Raw genomic sequence first — 24,735 nt, 5'->3', positions numbered from 1 at the left:
AAAACTCAATCTCTCTAATTTAATAGCGTCTTCTGTTTTTGTTATTAGAAGAGCCTTTAGAGCTTGAATGTGAGCGCTTAGAAGAACTTGAATTTCTGGGAGGTCTGGCAGCTTTCGGTGGTCGTTTTGTAATGCCCTTATAAACCTCATGAAAAGGATGATCTTCTACAACCGGGATTGTTTTTCCAATCAAATGGTGAATATCCCTTAAGTCACTTGTTTCTTCTTCCTCACAAAAGGTATAGGAAACTCCGCTAAGTCCGGCTCTGCCTGTTCTGCCAATGCGATGAACATAAGTTTCGGGTACTTCAGGAATTTCATAGTTAATTACGTGGCTTAGTTCATCGACATCAATGCCGCGCGCTGCAATATCCGTAGCAACTAACACACGTGTTTTTCTGTTTTTAAAGTTTTCAAGGGCGTTTTGCCTTGCATTTTGACTTTTATTTCCATGAATTGCTTGAGCAGAAATTCCGCAACTTACCAGGTGTTTAACTAATTTATCAGCACCATGTTTTGTACGTGTAAAAACTAAAGCCGTTTCTATTGAACGATCATTCAGTAAATGTACTAACAGATCCTTTTTATTTTGTTTTGAAACATAATACAGAGATTGGTTTATGGTATCCGCCGTTGATGATGCCGGAGTGACTTCAACTTTAACAGGATTAATCAAAATACTATCTGCCAAAGATTTAATTTCATTAGGCATAGTTGCCGAAAAGAGAAGTGTTTGTCTTTTTTCGGGGATTAACTTTATAATACGTTTTACATCATGTATAAAGCCCATGTCCAGCATACGGTCGGCCTCATCCAAAACAAATATTTCAATTTGGTCTAAATGCAGGAATCCCTGATTAACCAAATCCAGCAATCTTCCGGGTGTGGCAACCAAAACATCAATACCCTTTTTTAAAGCATTTACCTGTGGGTTTTGATTTACTCCCCCAAATACTACGAGTTTTTTAAGCGGTACATTTTTTCCGTAAGTATTGAAACTGTCCTCTATTTGGATAGCTAACTCTCTGGTCGGTGTAAGAATTAACGCCTTAATCGGTTTCCTGTGTCCTTTTGACGGTGAAACTTCATTAAGAAGCTGTAAAATTGGAATAGCAAATGCTGCTGTCTTTCCCGTACCTGTTTGAGCACATCCAATTAGGTCTTTACCTTTTAAAATATGAGGAATGGCTCTTTGTTGAATAGGAGTAGGAGTTGTGTAGCCCTCTGCAATGAGAGCGTCTAAAATCGGCTTAATTATGCCTAAGTCTGAAAATATCAAAATAAAATATTAAAAATTGAAAAAGAAGCGGGAAAAACCTGAGTTTTTATTTTATCGTAGTTCGGGAACAAAAATTATGTAGAACCGGCATAGAATACCGCATGTATATCGGGTGCAAAGATACGTTTAAATATCGAAAGTACAAGGGTTTCACAGATATAAAGAAAATTCAAAGACTTTTAAGGAACATTATTTAACACTTAGTGCGTTAAACTTAATACAAATATTAAACAAATATTCTACTTTTTTATCTAAATTGGCGTCGCGCAATAAAAATTAATAAAAAGCTGTTTAATTCCTGATTTAAAAGATTTTATGGTCATCAAGCATAGTTTAAGTATCTTATTAGCTTACCTCAAGCAAAATAAATGAAAACATTATATATTGTCAGGCATGCCAAATCCAGCTGGAAATTCAGAGAAAAAAGAGACTATGAAAGGCCTTTAAATCAAAGAGGTCTTGAAAATGGTGCAAAAATGGCTGAATACATCAAAAAAATGGGTGAATCTGTAGATTTAATTGTCAGCAGCCCGGCAAAAAGAGCACATGATACGGCATTGATCTTTGCTGAAAAATTGGAATACAATCCTGAAAAAATTCAGCTGAACAGTTCCATCTATGAATCTTCACTAAAAGAGCTTTTTGCCATAACTCTTTCAATCCCACAGGATGTTAATTCGGCAATGATTTTTGGCCACGAACCCACTTTGAGTAGTTATACGGAATTTTTAACCAATAAATATTTTGAAAAGGTTCCTACAAGTGGAATTGTGAAAATTCAGTTTGCAACAGATAATTGGAATAAGATTACAGCAAAATCAGGCGAATTAGTCTATTTTATATATCCCAAAAAAGTTTTATTGTAAAATATTTTTACAGCCATTTAAAAACTTCAATTACTCGTATTTTTATTCTAAAAAGTACGATATTTGCAAAAAAAAGATATGGATACAGGTGTTTTATTACTACTGATCTTTCTCGGTTTATTTATCTTGTTTATTATAATTACCTACAACCGTTTGGTTGTAAAGCGTAATATGGTAGACAAAGCATTTGCCGGTATAGATGCACAAAGTAAAAAGAGGTACGATTTAATCCCTAATATAGTCGCTTCCGTGCAACAGTATGTGACGCATGAAAAAGAGACTTTAAAGGAAATTACAGAGCTTCGTACACGGGCAATTTCAGGTAATGTGGCTCCGGATGAAAGAGTTAAACTGGAAGACCGGGTTACGCAGGATTTGGCGAGAATTAATATTGCTGTTGAAAACTATCCTGAGCTAAAAGCAAACGAAAACTTTATGCAGTTGCAGCGTTCTTTAAATGAAGTTGAAGCGCAATTGGCCGCTTCAAGACGTTCGTATAATGCGGCTGTTACTGACTTTAATAATACTATGCAAATGTTTCCTTCCAACATGATAGCCGGAATGTTTAATTTTAAACCTAGAACATTGTTTGAAATCACGGAACAGGAAAGACAAAATGTTGATATTAAAAAGTTGTTTAAAGAATAAACAATTTGATAATTAAGATACCTGAGTCCGGGTGGTGAAACTGGTAGACACGCCATCTTGAGGGGGTGGTGGCCTAACGGCTGTGGGGGTTCGAATCCCCCTCCGGACACATAAACTTTCAACTATTACAAATTCCTTTTGTTAATCTTACAAATCATATCCTTATGGCAGCAGATAAATTTCAATCTCACGACTATTATAATGTAGATGAATTATTGAGTGATGAACATAAGTTAGTCAGAGAAAGTGTTCGCTCTTGGGTAAAAAAGCGTTTAAGCCCAATCATTGAAGAGTATGCTCAAAAATCTGAATTTCCGCAGTTTATCGTGAAGGAACTGGCTGAAATCGGTGCTTTCGGACCTTCACTGCCCCAGGAATACGGAGGGGGAGGAATGGATGAAATCGCTTATGGACTGATTATGCAAGAGTTAGAGCGTTGTGACTCAGGTGTGCGGTCAACGGCTTCTGTTCAGGGGTCTTTGGTTATGTATCCGATTTTTCGATTTGGCTCAGAAGAGCAGAAACAAAAGTTTTTGCCAAAATTAGGCTCAGGAGAGTTTTTAGGTTCTTTTGGACTTACCGAGCCCAATCACGGGTCCAACCCGGGAGGAATGGAAACCAGAATTTCTAAAAAAGGATCTGAATATATTTTAAATGGAAGCAAACTTTGGATTTCCAACAGTCCTTTTTGTGATGTAGCTGTTGTTTGGGCTAAAGATGATGAGGGTGTTATAAAAGGTGTAATTGTTGAACGCGGAATGGAAGGTTTTACCACTCCGGAAACTAAGAATAAATGGTCTTTGAGAGTCTCTTCAACAGGAGAATTGGTTTTTGATAATGTGAAAATTCCCGAAGAAAATATATTACCCGGCGTAAAAGGTTTGAAAGGTCCTTTGAGTTGTTTATCAAAAGCAAGATACGGAATCGCCTGGGGTGCTATTGGGGCAGCAATGGATTGTTATGATACTGCATTGAGATACTCAATGGAAAGAGAACAGTTTGATAAGCCGATTGCTGCTTTTCAGCTCACACAAAAGAAATTAGCGGAGATGATTACTGAAATCACCAAAGCACAACTACTTGCCTGGCGTTTGGGGACTTTGATGAATGAAGGCAAAGCTACTCCGGCTCAGATTTCTATGGCTAAAAGAAATAATGTTGAAATGGCACTTGATATAGCTCGCACATCCAGACAAATACTTGGAGGTATGGGAATTATTGGGGAATACTCCATCATGCGACATATGATGAATTTAGAATCCGTTATCACATATGAAGGTACCCACGAAATACATTTGCTAATAACCGGAATGGATGTTACCGGAATTAATGCAATTGTATAAAAAGAACTGTTTTTACAAGTTGAGTTTACTTAAATACCTAAATATCCGCCATCTGCAGGAAAGTAACTACCTGTCAGGAATGAGGCTTTGTCAGAAGCTAAAAATACAGCTAAGTTTGCTACTTCAACCGGTTTTCCCAGTCTGTTAAAAGCATGTTTTGTTTCCAGCATTTTTAACATATCATCATCCAGCGCTTCCAAAAGTGGTGTTTTAATAAAGGCCGGACCGATGGCATTAACTCTCACACCTTGCTGAGCATATTCCCATGCAGCTGTTTTTGTTAATCCATTCATAGCATGTTTTGTAGCTACATACGGAGCTGCATTTGGAAACCCAACCGAACCTAAAATGGAAGACATATTTATTACACTGCCACCACCGGATTTAATCATTGCAGGAATTTGGCTTTTCATACAGTAAAAAATACTGTCTAAATTTACAGCCATAATATTTTTCCAATTTTCTACTGTGCAGTCAATCAAAGGACCTTGTTCACCGGAAATGCCGGCATTATTTACGGCTATATCCAGTTTGTTAAAATGCTCTAAAGCTTTTTCAGTAAGTAAATTACAGTCTTTTTCAGAGCTTACGTCTGCGTGGACATAAAAAGCTTTAATGTTGAATTTTTGTTTTAATTGTTCTGTTAATTTTTGTCCTTCCTTATCATTAATATCGGAAAGAATTAAATTGGCTCCTTCTTTGGCCATTTCTTCAGCAATAGATGCGCCAATTCCGGAAGATGCTCCGGTAATAATAGCTGTTTTTCCTTTTAACATTTTCATTAGTTTTTTATTGAACAATAATTTTCTTAGTAATACTCTCCCGGTCACTTGTAAGTTTTAAGATATAAAAACCCGAAGATAATATTTCATCAATATTAATTTTATTAGGTAATATAGTAAATATTTTATCATAAACAAACTGACCGTTGATATTATAAATGGTCAGTTTAACCGGATGATTAAAGTTGTGGTTAAAATGAATGCTTTTTCTAACCGGATTCGGGTAAATTCTTAAATAATGATTTTTAACCGAATTGTTTACCGAGCTTATACCTTCAAAATCCTGAGCACTTAAAAGTGCCTGATAAGCATTCACTCTGCCATGTCCTAATTCGGGACACCAGGTGCTGCCATTTTTATAGGTACTATAATCACAACCTTCAATTTTATCGGCTGTAGTATATAGAATATAAGCAACTTCTTCTGCTGTGAGGTCCGGATTTACAGAAAGTATGAGTGCGCCTACTCCACTTGCTACTGCAGATGCTGCAGATGTGCCATTGTAAGACAAGGTATAATTGCCGTTTGTATATCCTTTTGTACCCTGCATATCCGTAGTTGGGATTCTAACACCCGGGGCTGAAATATTAATGGTTTCACCGTAATTTCCTTCCCAGTTTTCTCCGTCACACGAATCAGGGCTTTTCCTTTCATCACACATACTGGTAGCATTTACGGCTATTGTCATTTCAAGGTCTGAAGGCCAGTAAGGCGGGTCACCATCATTTCCGGATGAAAAAAACAAGACGGTTCCTTTCCCGTTTCTTCCATTAGTGGATGCCTCTTCAAGAGCAGCATCTATGAGAGCGGGATTGCCCGGTAGCAATGCTAAAAATAAAGGAGGAATCGTCCATGAATTGTTTATCACATCTGCTCCATTTTGATATGCCCATATTAGTCCGCTTGAAAAATACTCTGATGTAGCAAAAGGTATAATTCCAATTAAACTGTCGATATAATAAAAAGATTTTACAGCCATAAATTTACACTCATTGGCAATGCCGGCAACTCCAATACCATTATCTGCTATTGCTGAAATGATTCCGGTAGCTGCTGTTCCATGTGCATCCTGTGAGTAGTTTTGATTGGGGAAACCATTGCTGTTGCCACCGGTTGCATCAAATCCCATATAAAAATTGGCACTCAGGTCAGGATGCAATGTATCTACACCACTATCAACTATAGCTACTTTAATATCCGGATTTCCTTTTGAAACTGTCCATGCATCCAAACCTGAAATGTCCGCTCCAACTACACCATTTCCCTGTGCAGCCGTTCCTTCATTTTCTATATGCCATTGCCTGAAAAAAATAGGGTCATCTGGTACATCATGCACATCCGGAAAAAAGAAGTAACCCGGTTCTGCCCATAGATAATCAGCATCATTATTTAAGCTAATTGCCAAATCTAAAATTTCCTTACCGCTTGATTGACGGTTACTGAATTTATATACATTTTTAGGTAAGTGATTCACAGGTTCAAACTCCCAGCCTTGCTTACCCATATTTAAAATCAATGAATTTCTTTCAGCCTCAGAATTTACAGATACAAAAATATCGGGCAAAATACCCAGCCAGAAACCCTCATTATTTTTTAGATAGGGCAAATGCATCACATCTCCGGCTAAGTTTACACTACTGAATATCTCTTCTTTTTGCTCCCAGCTTATGGCCTTGTTAAAGCTAATAATCTGCAACTTAGGGGAAGGGATAAAGTAGCTTTTTACAATTTCAATATCATGGAACTGCTCACTTTTTTTCAATAACTCACCGACATCATATTTTTCATCCTCAGGGAAGAAGATTACCATTTTATCATTTTCCAAATACTTTTCATAATCTGCTGCGAAAATTAAACATGAAAAGCTGAAAACGAATAAAAATAATATAAAAGAGCTCAATGCTTTCATTAGTAATAATTAGATTTTTAGATTGATATAAATCATTCCAAAGTTAATCTCAATGACTCTAAAAACATAATTTGAGAAAGGATATGCATAAAAAAAGAGCCTCATGAATTTCACAAGGCTCTTTTAAGTTTGCAATTATGTGCTAAACTAAAAAGGACTATTAAAGATACAGTTTATTTTAAAAGCAAAAAATGCAAAAAAAAGTAATTGTGATGATAATAATGAATTAAGAAATATATTAGTATTTTTAAAAGTAAGATTAATATTGCATTTCGGCAGTTATTTTTTTTTAGTTTTGTATTTTTGTGATGAATGTAAACTGTGAGTATGAAAAATTCCAAAACCTATGCATTATTAAAAAGTTTAAATAAAAATCACCATGAACAACTAAAATTTAATCTTTCATCAAATCCCAGAAAACAACTTGATAAGCTTTATCAAATTATTTTTGATTTCATTAATAGTGAAAAAACGGATCTTGAAAAAACTGAGGTTTTTAAAAAACTATATGATGATAAATGGAATAAAGAAAAAGATTACATTCTAAGAAATGAATTGCGTTTATTAAATGAGGAGATATATAAAGTACTGGTCGTTTCAAATGTTTTAAAAGAATATAAGTTAAATCCGAAAAAACTTGATTTACATCTGTTGAGTGAGCTCTCGGATATTTTGCCGGATATTGAAAGTGATATACGAAAAGCACTTACTAATGCTATAAATGAAAAGGATAATAGCCGGGTATTTAAATTAAAAGAGTTTTTGTTTAATTACTTAATTGATCATAAAGAGATTGGCGCTGAAGTATATAAAGAGCTTCATGATTTAACGAGAGAGTCCAGAAGTAGTTTGATTACAAGTTTTCAAAGAGAATGGTTTGATTTGAAACAAAAGGAAATGTTTACTCAACGAATAATCAAAATTTTCGAATCTGATTACGAAACAACATCCTCACCGGAATTTTTTGACCACTCTGATACTGACATTACAGACCCTCTGGCAAATTATTTTTTACTTAAAAGTGAATACTACTCAATAACCAATATTAAAAATATAGTTAAGAATAACGATGTGCTTATTGAAGCCCTCAAATATTTGGAACAAACCAAAGATTATTACCCAAAGTATAACAAGGAAAAGGCAATTTGTCAGTCAAATATAGGCTTAGGATATTTTTTTGACAGTAAATATGAAAAAGCTAATGAGTACTTCAGTGAGGCTATTTCAATCCTTAAAAAACATAAACTGAAAGTTAATTTGGGAATTGTACTGAATTATGCCAGCAGTTTAATGAAATTACAGAGTTATGATGAAGCACTGGAATTACTGGTTGAGTATGAAAGTGATATTGAGATTCACCAAAAGCTTAAGTTTCGGTTTGAATGCTTGATTTGTATGGCTTATATTTTTAAAGGAGAACATGAAAAAGCCTATGATAAAATTCCGGAAAATATTCAGCAAAGACCCTATACGGAATATTTTTACTTTCGATTTATTTATATAATCGTTTTTTATCAAAGAGGTGATATAGATAGTTCTATAAGGGAAATTTTAAATTTCAGAAGGCTTATAGATTATCATGAAAGAGCAGAGGAAGTGGTAAATGTTACTTCCAGGTTGATGCAAAAGTTTTTCAATACTATGGTAAAGCATTTACCTAAGGAAGAACTGAGGCCTCAAATTGAAAAAATGAAAACAAAAATTCAGCAATCTGATTTGAAATTAAATCCTCATTTAAAAGATTATTTACCTCTAACATGGCTAAAAAGAGAAGTTGAGATTATTTCTCAAAAGCTTAGTTAAAATAGTGAAGCAGGGAGCGAATGGCAATATTATAGCCTTCCAGTCCAAATCCTATAATTACACCATCTGTATTTTTTGCTGTCAGGTTTTTTTGCCGGTAGTCTTCCCGCGCATAAATATTACTTATATGTACTTCAATAACCGGATTGTTTACAGAGGCTAATGCATCTGAAATAGCAACAGAAGTGTGGGTGTATCCTCCCGGATTAATAACTATAGCTTGCTTTTTTTCCTCACATTCCTGTATGAAGTTGATTATTTCCCCTTCAATATTTGATTGTTTGAGTTTCAATGGAACCTGTTGAAATTGCAGGCAACTTTTTTTAAAAAATTGTTCAAATTGATCTTTTCCATAGACTTCCGGTTCCCGGCTTCCTAACTTATTTAAATTAGGTCCGTTGATAATAGTTATACCCTCGATTTTAATATTTTTCATTTGCTTTGATTTTAAAAATTTCTTTTTCCCGTTATAAATGATAAAACATACCTGAATTTCCTAAACTAAAAACAGATTTAAGCTGTTTATTCAGTGTTTAAGTTAAATACAAACATAATAAAGATTTTTTTCATAATTTTGCAAAAAAAAGATAGAATGATAGACACAAAGTTAAATTACAAAGTTAAAGACATTACTCTTGCCGATTGGGGACGTAAAGAGATTTCACTGGCAGAAGCCGAAATGCCCGGTTTAATAGCATTAAGAGAGGAATATGGAAACTCAAAACCATTGAAAGGTGCTCGCATCGCCGGATGTTTGCACATGACTATACAAACCGCAGTTTTGATTGAAACCTTGATTCATTTGGGAGCTGAAGTGAGATGGGCATCGTGTAATATTTTTTCAACTCAGGACCATGCAGCTGCTGCAGTTGCGAAAGCAGGAGTTCCTGTATTCGCATGGAAAGGCCTGACAGAAGAAGAATATGACTGGTGTATTGAACAAACTTTATTTTTCGGAAACGAAGAGCGCCCATTGAATATGATTTTAGATGACGGGGGAGACCTGACAAATATAGTTTTAGACAAATATCCTGAAATGATAAAAAGTCTAAAAGGTATATCAGAAGAGACCACTACAGGTGTGTTAAGATTGTACGAGCGTATGAAAAAAGGGACTTTGCCTGTTCCATGTATTAATGTAAACGATTCTGTGACAAAATCTAAGTTTGATAACAAATACGGTTGTCGTGAATCTTTGGTAGATGCAATCAGAAGAGCAACGGACATTATGATTGCCGGAAAAGTTGCTGTTGTTGGCGGATACGGAGATGTTGGAAAAGGTTCTGCTGAAAGTTTAAGAGGAGCAGGAGCAAGAGTTATAGTAACTGAGATAGATCCAATTTGTGCTTTACAGGCAGCTATGGATGGCTTTGAAGTGAAAAAAATGATAGATGCTGTTGAAGAAGCAGATATAGTTGTAACGGCAACAGGAAACAAAGATATCATTCATGGCGATCATTTTATGAAAATGAAAGACAAAGCCATTGTTTGTAATATTGGCCATTTTGATAATGAAATTGATGTTGAATGGTTAAATGCAAACCATGGAGATTCAAAAGATAATATCAAACCACAGGTTGATAAATATACCATTAACGGAAAAGATATTATTCTTTTAGCGGAAGGCAGATTGGTGAACTTAGGTTGTGCAACCGGCCACCCGTCATTTGTTATGTCAAATTCATTTACTAACCAAACTTTGGCTCAAATGGAATTGTGGAATAACAATGATGAGTATAAAAATGAAGTTTATACTTTACCAAAGCATTTGGACGAAAAAGTAGCCAGACTGCATTTGATGAAAATTGGGGTAGTATTGGAAGAACTTACTCCTGAGCAATCTAAATATATTGGAGTGCCGGTAGAAGGACCTTACAAACCGGATTATTACCGCTATTAGAATTCATTGAAAATTTTTAAAAGAGCTGTCAAATTTGGCAGCTCTTTTTTTTGGTAAAAAATTGAATTGCTTGATTAAATCTGAAACTAGTTTTTATCTTTAAGGCAACTATTTTTAACTAAAACCTGCTTCAGAACTTAAATCCTTTTTTTAGAACTTACAATTTTATTCATGTTAATCAGATGTAGTTTAATTTCAATACTTGCTTTCTTTTTGTTTCAAACTAAAGCAATCGGGAGTTATGTTTATGAAGAAGGAAGTACAACTATAGTTAGAGACCAGTGGGGTGTTCCGCATATTTACGGAAAAACAGATGCAGATGCTATTTACGGACTTGCATGGGCTCATGCCGAGGATGATTTTTACAATATACAATTGAATTTATTGGCTGCTAAAGGTATGCTGAGCCGTTATCAGGGCAGGGAAGGGGTTTTGTTTGATTATGCGGTAAAGGCCTTGGGAATTGATAGTCTTGTTGAAAAAAGGTATGAAAAGGACTTAAGTGAAGAATACAGATATTTACTGGACGCTTATAGTGCCGGTTTAAATAAATATGCCTCAAAGAACAGAAGTGAAGTTTTGTTGAGAAAAGGATTTCCAATGACCGGCAAAGATGTTGTTAAAGGGTATGTTCTGATAACTTCATTAATGGGAGGTGTGGGGATGGCCTTAGAAGCTATTACAAACAATCGGATTGCTGATTATGCTACTCCAAACGACAGAGGTTCAAACGCCTATGCGCTGGCTCCTTCAAGAACTGAATCAGGCAAAACTTATCTAATGAATAATTCGCATCAACCCAAGGAAGGGAGGTTTTCATGGTATGAAGCGCATTTGGTCAGTGATGAGGGATTAAATATTATGGGTGGGCTTTTCCCGGGTGGTATAACTGTTTTTGCCGGTGCTAATCAATATTTAGGCTGGTCACATACTGTAAATTATCATACTTTCGGGGATATTTATAAGCTAAAAACTAACAGAAGAGCCACAGCATATAAACTTGATGGGGAATGGGTAGATTTTGAGGAGCGTAGGATCCGAATGAATGTGAAATTTCTGGGGATAGGTATTCCTATTCGACGAAATGTCAAAGTCAGCATTTTCGGACCTGTGATTGAGCATGAAGATAATTATTATGCAATTCGCTTTCCGGCTTATAAGGATATAAGGTCGGGTGAACAATGGTATAAAATGAATAAAGCTAAAAATTTGGATGAGTTTACAAATACACTTCAAATGGATGCTTTACCATTATTTAATATTGTATATGCAGATGTAGAAGGGAATATCATGTTTCATTCAGCCGGTCGAATACCTGACAGAGATAAAAACTTAGATTGGTCTCAACCAATAGCAGGTATAACAAGCGATAATAAATGGGTTGAAGTGTTGGAATTTGAAAGTAAACCTACTTTAATTAACCCGGAATGTGGTTATGTTTTTAATGCAAACCAAACGCCATTGATTGCCAGTGGTTCAGGTTGTGAATGGGAAGGGGATTTTATTGGTTTACAGCGATTTAATTATAACAGAGGCGAGTATTTTCAACGAACTTTTGAAAATATGGAAGAAACAATGAGCTGGGAAGCGTTTAATCAAATAAAGTTTGATAAAGGTTATGTTAAAAACGGCACTTACCATAATAGTTTTCGGATATTTTATGAGCTGGATGAGAAGGAATATCCTGATATAGCTGATGCAATTATAAAATTGAGAAACTGGGATTTTCAGGGGGATATTACAAACACAACTGCCGGATTTGTATTGGTAATGCATCACTTTTTAATCAAAAGAACCAATTTTCCTTTTGCTTTATTCATGATTCATGAAGAGCAGGTAAAAGAAGAAGATGCTGTTTGGGCGATTCGGGAAGCAAAGGATTTTTTATTGAAAACACATGGTCATATTAATGTTGCTTTAGGAGACATTCAAAGACATATACGAGGTGATGTTAGTTTTCCGGCCAGTGGTTTACGTGAAGTCCCCAGGGCAGCAGATGCTGAATTAATTGACGAGAAAAAGGGAATATTTAAAGTAACCGGCGGCGATTCATATATTCAGGCTATAAAATTTTCTGAAGAAGGAGTAGAGGTCTATTCCGTTCATGCCTATGGAGCTTCAGCCAATGTGGATAGTCCGCATTTTACAGATCAAATGGAAATGTTTACTAATGAACAATTTAAAAAAATGTCATTTGACAAAGAAATAATTTTTGAAAATGCTGTTAGAATTTATGAGCCCGGTTTTTGACAATCCCTCTATTAAATTTCGATAAATAAAAGTGAATAGTAAATTCTAGTGAAACCTAAACTATCTTACTTCTCCTTTCAAGCAGATAAAGATCTTTCCATTGATTGTTTAGCTTACCGATTTTTTCTCTCATACCTACTGTTCGAAAACCAACTGATTTATGCAGATTAAGACTGGCAATGTTTTCTGTGAAAATGCCGGCCTGTAAAGTCCAAATCCCCTCTTTCTCACTAATATAGATGAGTTTCTGCAGTAGTTTTGTGCCAACTTTCTTTCCCCAAAAATCTTTTGCTATATAAAGGCTAACTTCAGCAACACCGGCATAAATGCAGCGGTCAGAAACGGCTGTAAGTGCTGCCCAACCTATTATTTGATTGTTATGTAATGCAATAATTCTTCCTTTTTCTAAATGACTTTTGTCCCAATCCGACCATTCGGGAACTTCTGTTTGAAAAGTGGCAATTCCGGTATTAATTCCATCCCGGTAGATTTCTGATACTTTTTCCCAATCTTTTTGGGTGAGTTTTCTGAAAGTTAATTGCACTTTTTAATTGTCTTTAGTTTTCTATTGAAGAATAAAGCGGATTAAGTCATTTCTTCTTTGTTCAAAACGAATGATTCTGTGGCTGGTCAATTTTTTTATTAAATCCTCATTATAGTTTTTTACAGTCAGCACTTCCACATTCTTTAATACGGAAATTTCGTAACGGTCTTCCAGCTTTTCAAGCAATTTATTGATTCTGCCCGGATTATTATCTAAGCAAACTGTCAATGAAATAGCCGCATTTTCAGTCATTGTAATACTTATACGCAGCTTATCAAAAATTTTATAAATAAAGCTTAAGTTATCCTCAGCCATAAAAGAAAAATCTTTGGTAGAAATGCGAAGTATAATTTGGTTTTTCTTCAAAATGATAATAGGTACTTTTTCTTCCCTTGAAGTGCTGTTAAGAATGGTAGTTCCTTTAGATCCTGGATTTAAAAAAGACTGAACATATAGTGGAATATTCTTATTTTGAAGGGGTTTTATTGTTTTTGGGTGAATAACAGTTGCCCCGTAAAATGTCATTTCAACGGCGTCATCGTAGGATAATTTATCAATTTTTACAGCTTCCTGAAATTGATTGGGGTCGGCATTAAGAATTCCGGGAACATCTTTCCAAACAACTTGTTTTTCAGCGTTTAGAATATTTGAAAAAATGGCAGCAGTAAAATCCGAGCCTTCTCTTCCGAGCGTTGTCGTATGCCCTTCTGTTGTTGAACCTAAAAATCCCTGAGTTACTATCAGGTCAGTTGATTTTTGTAAAACAGGCACTATGATTTCCTGCACTTTGGTATCTGTAAGATTCCAGTTTATTTTTGGATCACGATGCTCAGAGCTTGTTTTAATTACTTCACGAACATCAATCCAAGTATTTTTGATACCCTGAAAATTTAAATATTCACTGATGATAGTCGTAGATAACAACTCTCCGTGAGAAACTATTTTGTCATAAATAAAATCAAATGGAGATTTAGATTTTTTTGAAATAAATCCTTCCAATTGATTGAAGATTGAATGTACTTTTTTGAAAACTGCATGTTCCTCATCTTCAAAAAGTTTATTCAATACTTTTAAGTGGCGATTTTTAATTTCTTTTAATAAAAAGGGAGTTGCCGCATCATTTTTATAAAATGAATTACAAAGTTCTTCCAGGGAGTTAGTTGTTTTTCCCATAGCAGAAATAACAATTATGCAAGGCTTTTTCTCTCTGAGTGAAAGTATTTTAGCCATGTTTTTTACAGCTTCAGCATCTTTAATAGATGCACCTCCAAATTTATAAACAACCATATTTTTATTTGAACGGCAAAAATACTAAATGTTTAGCATCTATTGCAGTTGAATATCCTCGATTTTGCAGGTGATCCACTCCGGGTCAAGCATTACCTTTTCCTTTTCATAAAATGAAATAGCCGGCTGATTCCAATCCAAAACATGAAAGCGAATTTGATTGCAATTGTCTTTTTTAGCAATTAGCTTTAACTCATCCAGTAGTTTCTTACCGATTCCTGATCTTCTGTAAGTACTGTTTACCACCAAATCATCTAAATAAATGATTTTACCTTTCCAGGTTGAGTAGGCTGTATAATAAAAAGCCATACCCAAGATTTCTTTTTCCTCATTTTCAGCTAATAAAACTCTGAAAAGAGGAGGGAAGGTTTCAAAACCGTCTTTTCTCAGAATTTCTTCTGTAACTTTGACTTCATGAGCTGCTTTCTCATATTTTGCTAACTCTTCTATCAGCTTATAGATACCCTTAACATCCTCTTTTTCTGCCTTTCTAGTGGTAATTTTCATTTTTTACTTTTTTATGTTTTAAATTTAAGGGTATAATGCAGAAAAGTATACTATTTTGAAGGCTTTTCTTATTTTTGATTCGATTTAAAAAGAAGGAATTAAACCAATAAATAATATGACTGACCATATTTACGGCCGTGAGGTTATAACTCTAAATGAATTTATTTTTCAGAGACAAAAAGATTTTACCTATGCTACGGGTGAGTTAACTTCTTTATTAACCGACATAGGAATTGCAGCTAAAATTGTTAACAGAGAAGTAAATAAAGCCGGGTTAGTAGATATACTCGGTAATGTTGGTTTACAAAATGTACAGGGTGAGTTGGTTAAAAAGTTAGATGTGTTTGCCAATGAACAATTTATATCTTCTTTAGCCAGTGGTGGCCAGTGTGCCGGAATTGCATCGGAAGAGAATGAAGATTTTGTTTCATTAGAAAATGAGCAGAGTCAGCACGCCAAATATATAGTAACCATTGACCCTTTAGATGGCTCCAGCAATATAGATGTAAATGTTTCTATAGGCACTATTTTTTCAATCTACAGGAGAAAATCTTCCGGAAAGAAGTGTGAAGTTGAAGATTTTTTGCAGAAAGGCACTGAGCAAGTCGCCGCAGGATATATAATTTATGGTTCATCGACCATGCTTGTTTTTACGACAGGGAAAGGTGTTAACGGTTTTACCTTAGATCCGTCTATTGGGGAGTTTTGTCTTTCTCATCCTTCATTGCAGATACCAGAAGAGGCCAGTGTTTATTCGATCAATCAGGGTTACTATCATTCTTTTTCCGAAGGTGTTAAGCAATTTATTGACGATTGTCAAAAACAAGAAAAGCCCTGTTCTTTAAGATATATTGGTTCTATGGTAGCAGATATTCATAGAAATTTAATTCAGGGTGGTATTTTTATTTATCCGGCTACAAAAAGTCAACCCTCCGGAAAGTTGAGGTTGTTATATGAATGTAATCCTATCGCTTTTATAGTGGAACAGGCAGGTGGTATAGCAGATAGTGGAAGTGGTCGAATTATGGAAATTGAGCCAAAGAAGTTACATGAACGAACGCCTATATTTACCGGCTCAAAGAATATGGTGAATAAAGCCTTGAAGTATCTTCATCAATTTGAGATGAGCTAAATTTAAAAATTTAGACTGATTCATTGCTTTCATAGTAGGTGTCTATCAATAAATTATCAGATTCTGCTGCTTCAACAGCGAGTTTATCGCAGCGTTCATTATAGTAGTTGTTGCTATGTCCTTTTACCCAGATGAATTTCACATTGTGTTTTGCATAAATTTTTAAAAAACGCGTCCATAAATCTTTATTCTTCTTTTTTACAAATCCTTTTTTTGCCCAGCCAAAAACCCACTTTTTTTCAACTGCATCTATTACATATTTGGAATCTGAATAGATTGTTACATCCCAACCTTCAGTTTTAATTGCTTCTAAACCGGTAATTACGGCCAAAAGCTCCATGCGGTTGTTTGTAGTTTTTCGATAGCCCTGTGAAATAATTCTTTCTTTATCTTTATAGAGCATAACTACCCCATAGCCTCCCGGACCGGGATTTCCTTTTGATGAGCCGTCGGTATAAATTTTTATCATAAACACATTAATTCGGGCAAACTTAATGATTTTTTTAGGAAACCGTCTCAGATGGTTTTTAAATTTATAGGTATAAATTTTTTGTTTAAATTCAACTTTTCTCATTTTTGCGAATTCTATTTTTTGAATAAAAAGAGGAGGAGATAGCTAAACCTTTATGCGTTTGAAATGTATAACTAAGGTAAACTGTTTTAATTAACACGTTTAATCTAAAAGCTTTTATTAACTATAATTATTAAGTTCTATGCAAACACAAAAAAAAGCTATAGTGACAGGTGCAACTTCAGGTATAGGTAAAGAGACGGTTAAGGCTCTTTTAAATAAAGATTATCAGGTAATCGTACCGGCCAGAAACATGGAAAAGGCAGAGGATTGTTTGACTTACTGGAATGAAAACGACAATGGTAATAATATTGATTTGATGTACTGTGATTTAGCCTCATTGCAATCTGTACGAGAATTTTCTGCAAATTATATTAAAAATCATAAAACCTTGGATCTACTGGTGAATAATGCAGGGATAATGGACAGCAAGAGAGTATTAAGCAATGAAGGTCATGAAAGAATGTTAGCAGTTAATCATCTAGCACCATTTCTATTAACCGGTTTGCTTATAGACATTATGCCAGCCGGTAGTCGCATAGTTAATGTAGCTTCAGAAGCACATAGAGCAGCTTCTTTTAATGCTACAGATATTAATCATGCAAAAGGTTATAATGCATTTCGGGTTTACGGTCATTCAAAGCTTTGTAATATTTTATTTACCAATAAACTTAGTGAAAAGTTAAAAAATAAAAGCATTACAGTGAACAGTTTGCACCCCGGCTTTGTTTCAACTGGGTTGTTTGAAAATATAAATTCATTTTTGAAAAAAATATTATCATTTTTTATGATAGACGCACAAAAAGGAGCTCAAACAACTATATATCTTTCACTTTCAGATGAAGTTACTGATGTGACAGGTAAATACTTTGTGAAGTGCAAAGCTAAAAGACCTTCAAGAGCAGCACTATCTCAGGATAACACGAACAAGCTTTGGGTGATTAGCGAAGAGTTGACAGAATTAAGATATTAAAATAATTAATTGAAGAATGAGTAAAACCAAAATAGGTATAGAAGGCTGGATGAAAGCAGTTTTAGTTGTTGCAGGTGTTTATAATATTATTTGGGGAGTCATTGTGATTCTTTTTCCTAATTTAATGTTTTCATTGTCTTCTATGGATGTGCCTTTATATCCTCAATTATGGCAAACAATTGGGATGCTGTCAGTGGTTTTTGGAATTGGTTATTTAATAGCTTCTACTAAACCTTTCACTCATTGGCCAATTGTTTTTATTGGTTTTTTAAGTAAATTCCTAAGTGCTATTGGTTTTTTATATGCAGCCTCTACGCATCAGTTACCATGGACATTTGGAATTATTAATATTTTTAATGATTTAGTTTGGTTAATACCTTTCTTTATGATTATAAGAAGAGCTTTTAATCAGCCTTATTTGCTTGATGAGATGCTGATTGAAATGTATAATAAAGGTATGTATAAATGGGAAATGTTTGAAACCAGCGAAGGTATTGATTTGAACGAGATGAGTAACAGATGGCCTACTCTCGTCATTTTTTTACGTCATTTCGGTTGTACTTTTTGCAGGGAAACCTTAAAGGATATAGGCGAGCAAAAAGAGTTTTTTGAAAAAAAAGGTGTGAGAGTCTTATTAGTGCATATGTTAGAAGATGAGCATGAAGCAGATGAAGTCTTAGCAAAATACGGTTTAGAGGATACTCCTGTATTAAGCGACCCGGAAGGTATTTTGTATAAGTTATTTAAGCTGAAAAGAGGTACTTTCAAGCAATTGGCAGGTTACAGAGTAATACTGAGAAGCATTTTTTCAGGATCAATTTTTAAACACGGAATTGGCGCTGAAAAGGGAGACTTATTTCAGATGCCCGGTATTTTCTTCATTAAAGACGGAGAAATAATTTCTGATTTTATTCATGAGTATGCATGCGATAAGCCTCATTACGCTGAAATAGTAAATTCAGGAATTAGTCGTTTAAATATTAAATAAGTAAGTTATTCCCTTTTAAAAGATTTAAGAGGATTCATTATAATAGAATTAAAAATGCAATTTCTTTCAAGCTTTTAACTATTTTTGGAATACAAAAAGTAATTATTTAAATGCTATCTAAGCAAATGACACTTTTATCAGAATTAATCTCTTATAAGTTGCCTTACACTTTTATATTTATTGCGCTCTTGATTTCTTGTGATGTATTTAGTTCAAAGCAATATACTTATGAGAAGGAAACACCTTTGGAGTACAATGACTTCATGGTGAAAAATATTGATACAGTTTCAGCTAAATTCATTGAATTTCTCGAGGCTTTTAATCAAAGTTATAGTGCCGGTGTTATGGACGAAATTCGTCTGGAGATTAAATCCACAGCAAAAGAATCCCTTTCAAATATAAATGAACTTAAGCCGTTTAGTGAAGATAATGACTTTAGAGCTAAAGCAATAAAAGTTGTTGATTATTATGCTTTTATGGCTAATGAGTATTTGGTTAGGGTTGTAGAAATATTAAGAAAAGAGGAAACCGGTGATATAACCGAAGCAGATTATGAACAGGCATTTGAAATTCTTTATGAGACGGAAGTTAAAGAATTTGAAGTGTTGCTTGAGTTTGACGAAGCTCAGTCTGACTTTATGAATAATCAGTTACACATTAGGTAATTTATTACAAAACACATATCTGTATTGAAATTACCCTTTCAGAAATATATTGAAAGAATAAAGAATAAACCGGCCTATAAAGTTTTCAGAGGTCAGTATGGGTTTTTTATAGCCTTATTTTTTTTGGCTGTTATTCCGATTTTAGTGTCTTCCAATTTCATTTTTTTGTTACAGTCAAATAATCATTGGTTTGAAGATATTAGTATTTCATTCTATATTATCTTTTTTATCATCAGCTTTTTAACAATGACTTTTGCGTTAATACCAACGACGGTAGTGGCTATTTTAACAGGCCATTACTTAGGTTGGGAGGCATTTCCCGGTCTATTGATTGCATATACTTTAGCTGCAATAGCCGGGTTGTATTTCGGTAGGTTTCTCAATACTTTATTATCCTCAAAAAGACTAATTGAACTACCTGAATTACAACCCTTTAGAGAGAATATCAGAAAAAATGCATTACCGGTAATTATTTTTGGAAGACTTTCTCCTGTTTTACCTTTTGCAATGATGAATGTCGCCTTTGCTTCTTTAAATCCTCCTTTTAGGAGTTATTTGCTGGGTAGTATCGCAGGAATGTTACCACGCACACTTTTATTTTTTTATGCGGGAATGCAAACTACGCAGATATGGGCTTTTTTAAGAAGTCCAAGTCTTAGGGATGGGTTAGAATTAGTGCCTGTTTTTTTGGTTATTTTTTCAACAATTGGCATGATAATAGTCATAAAAAAGATTTTAAGAAACTAAAAGAATAAAGTTTTTTTCATTTCATTTGTATATACTGTGGTTTTACAGCTAAATTTTATAATTAAAAAGTTTGCTTTTTCGTTACTAAATCAGTAATTTGCTGATTATAAGTGCTTTTAGTTATATTGTTTTTAGATCAACCCGGGAATTAAAAAAGAAAGGAATACGAATTTATTGAATTTGTTATTTAGAGTTTAAAATAATAAAATGAAAATCAGGAAATTTTTTGCTATTTTATTGCTGTTATTGGTAATTCCTGTATCTGAGATTTTTTCAATAGTTATTTCTAGAACTAATTGGCCAAGAGAAGCTCATAAAATTGTTTATGTTACACAATGGAAGTCAGAAGCTGACTTGATTGTATATGTAACGAACGACAGAAAAGCATCTGATCAACATCCCGGAATTTGGTACTATACAGATAGTGCATTTGACGCAGATTGGGTTATCTTTGTGACAAAGACGAAAAGTCGTGCGGACTTAATTATTTATGTAACTAAAGACATAAATGAAGCCGGTTGGCAGTCAGCAGGTATCGATTAATTTCACATGAAAAGATTGCCTAATGTCAGATTTTTTAGAAAAATCGTTAAAACAAAATTTACATAATTTATATCAAAGTGGTGATTTAACAGGCCTTATAGAGGTGTTGAATGAAATGCCTGTTGTTGAAGTTGCTTTGTTTTTGGCTGACTTACCTATAGAGGAATCTCTTTTTGTTTTACAACAATTTGAACCAAAAATTCAAGCTCATATTTTTTCAGATCTGAATGAAAGATTGCAGGAAGACATTATTGATTTAATGACTCCCCGTGATTTTTCAAAGCTACTGTCGAATATGCTTTCTGATGACAGGGCAGATGTTTTTAAGAAGTTAAATGTTGAATTACAGAATAAACTGTTGCCATTTCTGACCAAACAGGTTAGGGAAGATATTTTACACCTGAGCTCATACAAGGATGGTACAGCCGGATCTGTGATGAGTTCTGATTTTGCAACCATAACTGTTGATATGACTGTTGAAGGTGCCTTGGATAAAATCCGGCAAGATGCTCCTTCTAAAGAAACTATTTACTATATCTATGTTGTGGATGATAATATGAAGCTTATGGGTTTTATTTCCCTGAAAGACCTGATACTTGCTAAACCGGAAGATGGAATAAAGGAAATGGTTGTTGAGGAGTATTCTTTTGCACATGTAGATGACGATCAGGAGACAGTTGCTAAGAAAATTGAAACCTACGATTTGATTGCTATCCCGATTGTTAATTCAAGACATCAGATTTTAGGTATCGTTACCCACGATGATGCAATTGATATTTTACGTCAGGAGCAAACGGAAGATATGGAAAAATTTATGGGTATTTCCGGTGCTCACGAAAATTATACCTATCTCAGAAATTCAGTTTTTCAACATGTTAAAAATCGTTCTGTTTGGCTGATTTCACTGGCCATACTGGGGATTCTTTCAGCTTTTGTAATACATCAATATGAAGATATTTTAGACAGTCTGGTTATATTAGCATTATATGCACCTATGCTTGCAGATGCCGGTGGTAATTGCGGCAGTCAGGCTGCTACAGTTATTATCAGAGCATTAGCTATAGGTGAAATAAGAATGGTAGATTGGTTAAAAGTTGTCTGGAAAGAGTTTCGTATAGGTTTTGTAATGTCTTTTATTTTAGGAATTTTAGCCTTTCTAAAAGTAGTGTTTTTATCTTACGGTACTGAATTACCTATGGGATTATCACTTACAAAAGTGGCTTTAGTAATATCCCTGGCAATAGCTCTGCAGGTAGTTAGTTCTACATCTATAGGTGCTTTGTTGCCATTGACTGCCAAGTATTTTAAATTTGACCCGGCTGTAGTAGCAAGCCCCGCCATTACTACTTTTGTAGATATTACCGGATTTTTGATTTATTTTTCTGTAACTACTTACTTTCTATTTTAAAATTTTCAAAAAATTTCAAAAAATTTGGAATTTAATTCATATCTTTATAGGAAAACATTATATGTACTTCTCTATGAAATTTGATGTTAAGAGTGCGATACTATTTTATGTTAAGCTGTTTTTGCTTTTCGGACTTATGTTTGGCGTCACGCACTTTATAATAGGTTTGCTCATTGGGGTGCCTTTTGCACTGCCTTATATAGTTGAAACATCTTTAGTATACTCTATACTCATGACTTTTGTTCTGGGAAGTGTTTACCTTGTCTTAATAAGAGTTCTTTCAGAAAAATTCTAACAGAAACGTAACATTCGATTGCCTTTATCAGTATAAAAAGCCATTCAGGTTTTAAAATAATATACATGATAAATGCAGACACATTTGTAATCGACAGAGAAGATATTAAAAATTATCGATTTTTCACTACTGACGTTATCGATAAAATTGAAGACCGCCAATCCAGATATAAGGATTTATACAAAGCACTAATTTTAGGCAATACACGCAAAGGGAAAGTGAAAATTTTCTTTAAAACGACAGAGGGAAACAGATATGTTGAAACAACTGTCTGGGGACTTACTGAAGGTTTTGTACTCTTAAAAAGAGATACGTTTATACCGGTTGCTTCAATTTACGAAGTGAGTTTCTTCTAAAATAATTAAAAATATAGATTTGCTGCTATACGATAGGTGTTTGAATGAGCTTCAACTATATCAGATATTTTATCAGCATAACCGCCACCCATACTTACCGTAAGCGGGATTTTTTTTTGAAAACAATGCTCTATTACGAATTGATCTCTGGCCTTACAACCATTAATGCTTAGACCAAGCCTTCCTAATTTGTCATTGGCTAAAATATCTACCCCTGAAAGGTACATTATAAATTGAGGTTTTACCCTTTCAGTCAATTCCGGAAGAGTTTTAAACAAAATATCTAAATATTGATCATCATTGATGTTATCTTCTAATGGTATATCAAGGTCTGATTTTTCTTTTTTTAAAGGGAAGTTATTTTTCCCGTGCATGCTGAAAGTAAAAACATTTTTGTTATCCTGCATCAAACTGGCGGTTCCGTTACCCTGGTGAACATCCAGATCTACAATTAAAATTTTATTCAGATAATTGCTCTTTGTAAAATGATTTGCGGCAACTGCAAAATCATTAAAAATACAGAATCCTTCTCCGTAATCTGCAAATGAATGATGTGTGCCACCGGCTACATTAAAACTTATTCCATATTCCAATGCGTGGTAAACATTTTCAACAGTACCACCGGTAATCAAATATTCTCTTTTTAGTAATTGTTCTGAGTGCGGAAATCCAATTCTTCGCTCTTCTGCCCGGCTTAATTGATTGTTTTTTAATTTTGAAATGTACTTAGTGCAGTGAGTCTTTTTTAATATATGATCTTCTATTGCTTTAGGGTTAAATATGTTATCACTCGTAATAGTACCTTCGTAAAGTAGCTGCTGTGGAATTAATTCATATTTTTCCATGGGAAAACGATGACCTTCCGGCAATGGGTGCTTGTATATTTCATTATAGGCTATTTTCAGCATATATAGTTGTTGGTTAAAGTTTAAAAGGTACAAAACAAAAATATAAAACGTAAAAAAAGTTTTATTACCTTTGTCCCTGATTATTAAAAAAATAAACAATTTTAAAATGAAAAAGTTAACGAGATTTAGTTCAATGGCAGTTTTGGCCATTTCTTTTATGTTATTTATCACAGCGTGTGACAGTGCTGACAGCCAAACAGATTTATTAGCCAAAAAATGGGTTTATGAAGAAGTGGAAGTTGGCGGACAGACTATGTCTGGTGATATGTTAGGAAGCCCGATTATGGAGTTTAGAGCAGACGGAACTTACAATATGGAGTTTGGTGGAATGGAAGAAGGCGGAACATGGAAGATTCAGAACGATAAATTAATTACTGTAGGTCAGGATGTTGATGACGAGCAGGAATTAACAATAATTGAACTTACTGAAAGCAAATTAGTAGTAGAAGGTGAAGCAGACGGGGCAACAATGAAAGTTACTATGGTTCCTCACGAATCATAGAGATTTAGATTGTTTGAACATTTCCCATTTTCATTTATTTATAAGCCATAATACCTAAGAATGAGCTTGACGATTATTATATTTATCATACTTATTGGCTTAATTTTTATTACTATTGAATTCTTTCTTATTCCGGGTACAACTATAACAGGAATAATTGGTGGGATATTAATAGTATTAGGTATTTTCTTTGCTTATCGTCATCATGGTGTACAGGCCGGAAATATCACTTTAGTGTCTTCGGGTTTGGCCAGTTTTGCTCTTATAATAGCAGGATTTAAAGTCATAACTTCAAAAAAAATAACTTTAAATGAGTATGTATCTGATAAAGTAAATGTTTTTGAAAATGTGCACATAAAGCCGGGGGATGAGGGTGAAGCTTTTAATGATTTAAGACCTAACGGAAAAGGGTTGTTTAACGATGAAAGAATAGAAGTTTATTCTTCAGGCGCATATATTAAAAAAGGTGAGAAGATAGTAGTAGTTAAAATAAGTGGAAATAAAATTTTTGTTAAAAAAAATAATTAAT

At 34.2% G+C, this 24,735-nt stretch carries 26 protein-coding genes and 1 tRNA gene; 18 read left to right on the top strand and 9 right to left on the bottom strand.

What is annotated here, in order from left to right; translation table 11 throughout:
- Positions 1-19 precede the first annotated feature (19 nt).
- Positions 20-1,279 (bottom strand): DEAD/DEAH box helicase, encoded by a 1,260-nt coding sequence (locus EA412_03140; protein TVR81451.1) that lies wholly within the window; start codon positions 1,277-1,279, stop codon positions 20-22.
- Between the two features lie 368 nt (positions 1,280-1,647).
- On the opposite strand from EA412_03140, the gene EA412_03135 reads away from it, so the two are divergent.
- The 4 genes from EA412_03135 to EA412_03120 all read left to right on the top strand — a co-directional run bounded on the left by EA412_03135 (position 1,648) and on the right by EA412_03120 (position 4,136).
- Positions 1,648-2,145, top strand: a complete 498-nt coding sequence (locus tag EA412_03135; GenBank protein ID TVR81450.1) for a hypothetical protein — start codon at positions 1,648-1,650, stop codon at positions 2,143-2,145.
- A 78-nt stretch (positions 2,146-2,223) separates the two neighbouring features.
- Positions 2,224-2,793: a LemA family protein gene (locus tag EA412_03130; protein ID TVR81455.1), complete on the top strand. Its 570-nt coding sequence runs from the start codon at positions 2,224-2,226 to the stop codon at positions 2,791-2,793.
- Between the two features lie 25 nt (positions 2,794-2,818).
- Positions 2,819-2,902: transfer RNA gene (locus tag EA412_03125), tRNA-Leu, on the top strand.
- A 55-nt stretch (positions 2,903-2,957) separates the two neighbouring features.
- Positions 2,958-4,136 (top strand): acyl-CoA dehydrogenase, encoded by a 1,179-nt coding sequence (locus tag EA412_03120; GenBank protein ID TVR81449.1) that lies wholly within the window; start codon positions 2,958-2,960, stop codon positions 4,134-4,136.
- A 29-nt stretch (positions 4,137-4,165) separates the two neighbouring features.
- Here EA412_03120 and EA412_03115 read toward each other — a convergent pair whose 3' ends face one another.
- A complete protein-coding gene (locus EA412_03115) occupies positions 4,166-4,912 on the bottom strand; it encodes an SDR family oxidoreductase (protein ID TVR81454.1) in 747 nt (248 codons plus the stop codon).
- A gap of 13 nt (positions 4,913-4,925) precedes the next feature.
- Positions 4,926-6,827 (bottom strand): T9SS C-terminal target domain-containing protein, encoded by a 1,902-nt coding sequence (locus EA412_03110; protein TVR81448.1) that lies wholly within the window; start codon positions 6,825-6,827, stop codon positions 4,926-4,928.
- A 327-nt stretch (positions 6,828-7,154) separates the two neighbouring features.
- Here EA412_03110 and EA412_03105 point away from each other — a divergent pair, with 327 nt between their 5' ends.
- Complete coding sequence (locus EA412_03105; GenBank protein TVR81447.1) at positions 7,155-8,630, top strand: hypothetical protein; 1,476 nt, start codon at positions 7,155-7,157, stop codon at positions 8,628-8,630.
- Here the strand turns inward: EA412_03105 and EA412_03100 are convergent.
- Positions 8,623-9,066 (bottom strand): 3-dehydroquinate dehydratase, encoded by a 444-nt coding sequence (locus tag EA412_03100; protein ID TVR81446.1) that lies wholly within the window; start codon positions 9,064-9,066, stop codon positions 8,623-8,625. The two genes, EA412_03105 and EA412_03100, sit on opposite strands and share 8 nt — an antisense overlap.
- 156 nt (positions 9,067-9,222) lie before the next feature.
- Between EA412_03100 and EA412_03095 the strand changes: the two genes are divergently transcribed.
- Both EA412_03095 and EA412_03090 read left to right on the top strand, forming a co-directional pair.
- Positions 9,223-10,530 (top strand): adenosylhomocysteinase, encoded by a 1,308-nt coding sequence (locus EA412_03095; protein TVR81445.1) that lies wholly within the window; start codon positions 9,223-9,225, stop codon positions 10,528-10,530.
- A 171-nt stretch (positions 10,531-10,701) separates the two neighbouring features.
- Positions 10,702-12,780, top strand: coding sequence for a hypothetical protein (locus EA412_03090; protein ID TVR81444.1), 2,079 nt, complete (start codon positions 10,702-10,704; stop codon positions 12,778-12,780).
- A gap of 55 nt (positions 12,781-12,835) precedes the next feature.
- Here the strand turns inward: EA412_03090 and EA412_03085 are convergent, their stop codons facing one another.
- From EA412_03085 to EA412_03075, 3 genes are read right to left on the bottom strand one after another with little or no spacing between them, the layout of a single operon-like run.
- Positions 12,836-13,324, bottom strand: a complete 489-nt coding sequence (locus EA412_03085; protein ID TVR81443.1) for an N-acetyltransferase family protein — start codon at positions 13,322-13,324, stop codon at positions 12,836-12,838.
- Between the two features lie 21 nt (positions 13,325-13,345).
- On the bottom strand, positions 13,346-14,611 hold the full coding sequence (locus tag EA412_03080; protein ID TVR81442.1) for an aspartate kinase: 1,266 nt from the start codon (positions 14,609-14,611) through the stop codon (positions 13,346-13,348).
- 39 nt (positions 14,612-14,650) lie between these two features.
- Positions 14,651-15,118, bottom strand: a complete 468-nt coding sequence (locus tag EA412_03075; protein TVR81441.1) for a GNAT family N-acetyltransferase — start codon at positions 15,116-15,118, stop codon at positions 14,651-14,653.
- Between the two features lie 115 nt (positions 15,119-15,233).
- On the opposite strand from EA412_03075, the gene EA412_03070 reads away from it, so the two are divergent.
- A complete protein-coding gene (locus EA412_03070; GenBank protein ID TVR81440.1) occupies positions 15,234-16,250 on the top strand; it encodes a class 1 fructose-bisphosphatase in 1,017 nt (338 codons plus the stop codon).
- A gap of 10 nt (positions 16,251-16,260) precedes the next feature.
- Here the strand turns inward: EA412_03070 and EA412_03065 are convergent, their stop codons facing one another.
- Complete coding sequence (locus EA412_03065; protein ID TVR81453.1) at positions 16,261-16,731, bottom strand: ribonuclease HI; 471 nt, start codon at positions 16,729-16,731, stop codon at positions 16,261-16,263.
- Between the two features lie 232 nt (positions 16,732-16,963).
- Between EA412_03065 and EA412_03060 the strand changes: the two genes are divergently transcribed.
- The 8 genes from EA412_03060 to EA412_03025 all read left to right on the top strand — a co-directional run bounded on the left by EA412_03060 (position 16,964) and on the right by EA412_03025 (position 22,796).
- Positions 16,964-17,794 (top strand): SDR family oxidoreductase, encoded by an 831-nt coding sequence (locus EA412_03060; protein TVR81439.1) that lies wholly within the window; start codon positions 16,964-16,966, stop codon positions 17,792-17,794.
- A 16-nt stretch (positions 17,795-17,810) separates the two neighbouring features.
- Positions 17,811-18,782 (top strand): hypothetical protein, encoded by a 972-nt coding sequence (locus tag EA412_03055; protein ID TVR81438.1) that lies wholly within the window; start codon positions 17,811-17,813, stop codon positions 18,780-18,782.
- Between the two features lie 110 nt (positions 18,783-18,892).
- A complete protein-coding gene (locus EA412_03050) occupies positions 18,893-19,447 on the top strand; it encodes a hypothetical protein (protein TVR81437.1) in 555 nt (184 codons plus the stop codon).
- Between the two features lie 24 nt (positions 19,448-19,471).
- On the top strand, positions 19,472-20,194 hold the full coding sequence (locus tag EA412_03045) for a DedA family protein (protein ID TVR81436.1): 723 nt from the start codon (positions 19,472-19,474) through the stop codon (positions 20,192-20,194).
- 207 nt (positions 20,195-20,401) lie between these two features.
- Complete coding sequence (locus EA412_03040; protein ID TVR81435.1) at positions 20,402-20,737, top strand: hypothetical protein; 336 nt, start codon at positions 20,402-20,404, stop codon at positions 20,735-20,737.
- 22 nt (positions 20,738-20,759) lie between these two features.
- Positions 20,760-22,145: a magnesium transporter gene (gene mgtE / locus EA412_03035; protein TVR81434.1), complete on the top strand. Its 1,386-nt coding sequence runs from the start codon at positions 20,760-20,762 to the stop codon at positions 22,143-22,145.
- Between the two features lie 73 nt (positions 22,146-22,218).
- Positions 22,219-22,440, top strand: a complete 222-nt coding sequence (locus EA412_03030; GenBank protein TVR81433.1) for a hypothetical protein — start codon at positions 22,219-22,221, stop codon at positions 22,438-22,440.
- A 65-nt stretch (positions 22,441-22,505) separates the two neighbouring features.
- Positions 22,506-22,796, top strand: a complete 291-nt coding sequence (locus tag EA412_03025; GenBank protein TVR81432.1) for a hypothetical protein — start codon at positions 22,506-22,508, stop codon at positions 22,794-22,796.
- A 5-nt stretch (positions 22,797-22,801) separates the two neighbouring features.
- Here the strand turns inward: EA412_03025 and EA412_03020 are convergent, their stop codons facing one another.
- Positions 22,802-23,704, bottom strand: coding sequence for a histone deacetylase (locus EA412_03020; GenBank protein ID TVR81452.1), 903 nt, complete (start codon positions 23,702-23,704; stop codon positions 22,802-22,804).
- Between the two features lie 70 nt (positions 23,705-23,774).
- Between EA412_03020 and EA412_03015 the strand changes: the two genes are divergently transcribed.
- Together EA412_03015 and EA412_03010 are read left to right on the top strand one after the other, a co-directional pair.
- Positions 23,775-24,206: a hypothetical protein gene (locus EA412_03015; GenBank protein TVR81431.1), complete on the top strand. Its 432-nt coding sequence runs from the start codon at positions 23,775-23,777 to the stop codon at positions 24,204-24,206.
- Between the two features lie 60 nt (positions 24,207-24,266).
- Positions 24,267-24,734, top strand: a complete 468-nt coding sequence (locus EA412_03010) for a hypothetical protein (protein TVR81430.1) — start codon at positions 24,267-24,269, stop codon at positions 24,732-24,734.
- Position 24,735 lies beyond the last annotated feature (1 nt).

Source organism: Chitinophagaceae bacterium (genome assembly GCA_007695095.1).
Lineage (GTDB): Bacteria > Bacteroidota > Bacteroidia > Chitinophagales > REEL01 > REEL01.
The sequence above is the reverse complement of the archived record's forward strand: the minus strand, read 5'-3'. Positions and strand labels throughout refer to the sequence as shown.